The organism is Photobacterium sp. OFAV2-7 (assembly GCF_022347985.1).
GTDB lineage: Bacteria > Pseudomonadota > Gammaproteobacteria > Enterobacterales > Vibrionaceae > Photobacterium.
Genome location: NZ_JAKRFQ010000419.1, coordinates 1 through 4,332, shown reverse-complemented (window position 1 = coordinate 4,332; position 4,332 = coordinate 1). Strand labels below are relative to the sequence as shown.

The window sequence follows — 4,332 nt, the reverse complement described above, 5'->3', positions numbered from 1 at the left end:
AGATATTTTTAAATCCATTACACAAGTCTCATTCCAAGCCATAGACAGTCCTCCTGCCTATGTAGTCTGTAACTTATGTAAACTATGTTTCCGGTTTATTTTGCAAATGATGTATCCGGTCTGTACAGTATACGCCCCTCCCTCTTTTCAAGGGGGAGGCTGGGAAGGGGTTCGCTCAACCCCACCCTAGCCCTCCCCTTCATAAGAGGAGGGAACTAAAACTTGATTTTTCCTACTCAGCCTGAACAGTTACCGGTGGCGCCGGATCATCACCACCGCCGGTATCTGACACCGCCACACCAATAACAATTGCAGCCACACCCACAGCCAGCACTGTCGCCGTCAAGCCACCAGCAGAGGCCGCCAACGCGGTATCAATTCCGGCAGCCGTTCCTTTCGCTTCAGCCGTAGCTTGAGAAGCCGCATTCACCGATGTAGCTGTCGAGGTATTGGTCGCAGCTCTAGAGGCTGATTGCGTTCCTGGGCTATCTGCAGCATATGCAGACATGCTCATCATCCCGGCACAAAAAAGTGCAATTATTGATTTGTTCATATCATCCCCGAATACATAAGCGAGTTTATTGATATGAGTGTAAGTATAGGAGAGTTAGCGGGATCGAAAGGCAAGTTACCAAGGAGATCCCGATAGTCTTAAAGGTGAGAAAGCGATGAGAGCAGGACAAAAAGAAGCGAGTTTGAGGATCGAGAGACGAGAAAAAAACTCCTGAATCGGGGAACCTGATAGGTTCTAGGCCCCTCAACATACTACTTTGACATATTACAAGAGTGATTCGCCTTCATATATTGTTATCAGTCATGCAAAAAAGGGGGAAAGCTAATGCTATTCTTAGATTTAGTAATGCTCCACCCTTTGTCAGAAACTAAAGAGTGGTCGTGTTAGCTCAGTTTCTTGTTATTGTTGCGGTCTAATGACTGATAAAATACACAGTATATTTTTATAACTATTACAATTGGTTGTATATAGATGATTCTACCTATAATTATGGCTGGCGGTACTGGCAGTCGCTTGTGGCCACTTTCACGTGAATTATTCCCCAAACAATTTCTTATGCTATCTGGTGAGCACTCTATGCTTCAGCGGACAGTATTGCGCCTTAACGGGCTTGAACATCAAGCTCCATTATTTATTTGTAATGAAGAGCACCGTTTTATTGCTGCTGAGCAGCTGCGCCAGAGTCAGATAGAACATAGTGGCATCATTCTAGAGCCTTTTGGCCGTAATACAGCACCAGCCATTGCATTAGCTGCCTTACAAGCGGCACAAGACTCTGAACAAGATGAAGACCCAATATTGCTTGTGTTAGCAGCAGACCACTTGATAAGAGATACATCTGCTTTTCAACTATCCGTTGAAAAGGCAATGCCCCATGCACAAGCAGGCAAACTTGTAACTTTTGGGATTGTGCCAACTGCTCCTGAAACTGGTTATGGTTATATTAAAGCAGGAGAAAGTGAAGACGAGGCCTTTGCAGTCAGTCAGTTTGTAGAGAAGCCCGATATAGTCACGGCCGAAAAGTATCTCGCGAGTGGTGATTATTATTGGAATAGCGGTATGTTTTTATTTAAAGCTTCTCGTTATCTAGAAGAATTAGAAAAACATCGCTCCGATATTTATGCTGCTTGTAAAAAAGCTATGGAAGCAACTATTCCAGATATGGAGTTTATTCGGGTTGATAAAGATGAGTTCAAAGCATGCCCAGATGAGTCCATTGACTATGCTGTGATGGAAAAGACTGACAGTGCAATGATGGTACCTATGGATGCAGGTTGGAATGATGTAGGTTCATGGTCTTCTCTCTGGGAAGTGACAGATAAAGATAATAACGGTAACGCTATTCAAGGCGATGTACTTACTGAGCAAACCAAGAATAGTTATATTTACTCGGAGAATAAACTTGTTGCAACAGTAGGCGTAGAAGATTTAGTTATTGTAGAGACGAAAGATGCTCTATTAGTCTCTCATAAAGATAAAGTCCAAGACGTCAAAAGTATTGTCTCGAAGTTAAAAGATTCTAATCGTTCTGAATATTTGCAACATCGTGAAATCTACAGGCCATGGGGAAGCCACGATCACGTGGCTGAGGGAGACAGTTACCATGTGAAAAAAGTGATGGTTAAACCTGGAGAACGGACTGCTACACAAATTCACTATCATCGAGCAGAACATTGGATCGTTGTCTCAGGCACAGCAAAAGTAAGGTGTGGAGCTAACACTTATGTTGTAAGCGAAAATGAATCAACCTATATCCCCGTAGGATCTGCACATTCATTTGAAAACCCTGGAAAAATTCCATTAGAAATTATCGAGGTTCGAACAGGTAAATATTTATCTGAAGATGACATAGTCCGCATTGATACACATGGCGAAGGATACTAGGAAGTGACAAACTTAACTTGCTTTAAGGCCTATGACATTCGTGGACAACTAGGTAACGAATTAAATTCTGACATAGCCTATCGTATAGGGCGTGCTTATGGAGAACACTTAAAACCCAAAACCGTCGTGGTTGGAGGTGATGTACGTCTTACTTCTGAGGAATTAAAGTCAGCGTTATCAGAAGGCTTGATGGATGCTGATGTTGATGTCATCGACATTGGTATGACAGGTACAGAAGAAATTTATTTTGCCACTAAGCATTTGAGAGTTGATGGTGGTATTGAAGTGACTGCCAGCCATAACCCGATGAACTACAATGGTATGAAGCTGGTTCGTGAAGACGCAAAGCCAATCAGTGGCGATACTGGGCTTCGCGATATTCAAGCCCTTGCGGAGAGAAATGAATTTCCTGAAGTAACTCGACGTGGCGTATTAATCAAGCAACCCAACCTAGTGCCTTATGTTGATCACCTGATGACTTACATTACTCCCAGCAACATAAAACCTATTAAGCTGGTGGTGAACTCTGGTAATGGGGCAGCAGGCCATGTGATTGATGAAATCGAAAAGCGTTTTAGCGAACTTAATGTGCCAATTGAATTCATCAAGATTCATCATAATGCGGATGGCAACTTCCCGAATGGCATCCCAAACCCACTACTCCCTGAGTGTCGTGCTGATACAGCTAATGCGGTGATAGAACATGAAGCTGATATGGGTATTGCCTGGGATGGTGATTTTGATCGCTGTTTCTTGTTTGATGAGGAAGGAACATTTATCGAAGGCTACTATATTGTTGGCCTATTAGCGGAAGCTTTTTTGCAGAAGAATTCAGGGGCAAAAATCATTCATGATCCGCGCTTAAACTGGAACACTATCGATGTTGTGACTGCAAGTGGTGGCGAGCCTATTATGTCAAAAACAGGGCATGCTTTTATTAAAGAACGTATGCGCAAGGAAGATGCTGTGTATGGGGGGGAAATGAGTGCTCACCATTACTTCAGGGATTTCGCTTATTGTGATAGTGGAATGATACCGTGGCTATTGGTTGCTGAACTTCTTTCTGTTAAAAATATGAAGTTATCTGAAACGGTAAAGAATCGTATCGAAGCATATCCCTCATCTGGTGAAATAAACTCTAAATTAAAAGATCCTCAAGCAGCAATATCTCGTGTACGAAGTTCATTTGAATCTGATGCTTTAATAGTTGATGAGACAGATGGCATAAGCTTAGAGTTTGAAGACTGGCGTTTTAACTTACGCTCATCAAATACAGAACCAGTAGTTCGCCTTAATGTAGAATCTCGGCGAAACATTCCATTAATGGAAGAAAAAACGCGAGAAATATTAGATTTGCTACGGCAATGAGAGAGAGCATTAAGCATCGGTAAGACTTCAGGCAAAACCTTGCTGAATGATAACCACCTACTGAAGTAGGTGGTTTCTAGATGAGAGTATCGAGAGGCGAGAAAACATATCAAAATTATTCGTATCTCTCGCCACCCTCTTCTCGTTGCTCGAATCTAATGATCGCTAATCAATCTTCTCCGAACAAGTCACGGGTATATATCTTATCAGCAACATCTTCCAGTTCTGCTGCCATACGGTTTGAAACAATTACGTCAGACATAAGTTTGAACTGCTCAAGGTCAGTGATTACCTGAGAGTTAAAAAACTCCTCTTCCTGTAACACAGGCTCATACACAACAACTTCTATTCCTTTCGCTTTAATACGTTTCATGATGCCCTGAATCGACGAGGCACGAAAATTATCAGAACCACTCTTCATGATCAGGCGAAAGATACCCACCACATTCGGCCGCTTGCTAATGATGGAGTCGGCAATAAAATCATACGGGTTCTGTTCGCCTCCACAATAGCGGCAATGATATTGTTCGGCACTTCCTGGTAGTTTGCCAGTAGTTGCTTGGTAT

At 42.6% G+C, this 4,332-nt stretch carries 3 protein-coding genes and 1 pseudogene; 2 read left to right on the top strand and 2 right to left on the bottom strand.

Annotation, left to right across the window (positions count from 1 at the left end):
• Positions 1 to 232 precede the first annotated feature (232 nt).
• Positions 233 to 553, bottom strand: a complete 321-nt coding sequence (locus MHN01_RS18065; RefSeq protein WP_239412612.1) for a hypothetical protein — start codon at positions 551 to 553, stop codon at positions 233 to 235.
• A gap of 432 nt (positions 554 to 985) precedes the next feature.
• On the opposite strand from MHN01_RS18065, the gene MHN01_RS18060 reads away from it, so the two are divergent.
• Both MHN01_RS18060 and cpsG read left to right on the top strand, forming a co-directional pair.
• Positions 986 to 2,398 carry a mannose-1-phosphate guanylyltransferase/mannose-6-phosphate isomerase gene (locus MHN01_RS18060; protein WP_239412611.1) on the top strand — a complete coding sequence of 471 codons (1,413 nt, stop codon included), beginning with the start codon at positions 986 to 988 and terminating at the stop codon, positions 2,396 to 2,398.
• Positions 2,399 to 2,401: 3 nt separating this feature from the next.
• Positions 2,402 to 3,766 (top strand): phosphomannomutase CpsG, encoded by a 1,365-nt coding sequence (cpsG, locus tag MHN01_RS18055; RefSeq protein ID WP_239412610.1) that lies wholly within the window; start codon positions 2,402 to 2,404, stop codon positions 3,764 to 3,766.
• Positions 3,767 to 3,935: 169 nt separating this feature from the next.
• Here cpsG and MHN01_RS18050 read toward each other — a convergent pair.
• A pseudogene (locus MHN01_RS18050) lies at positions 3,936 to 4,332 on the bottom strand (UDP binding domain-containing protein); the annotation flags it as partial.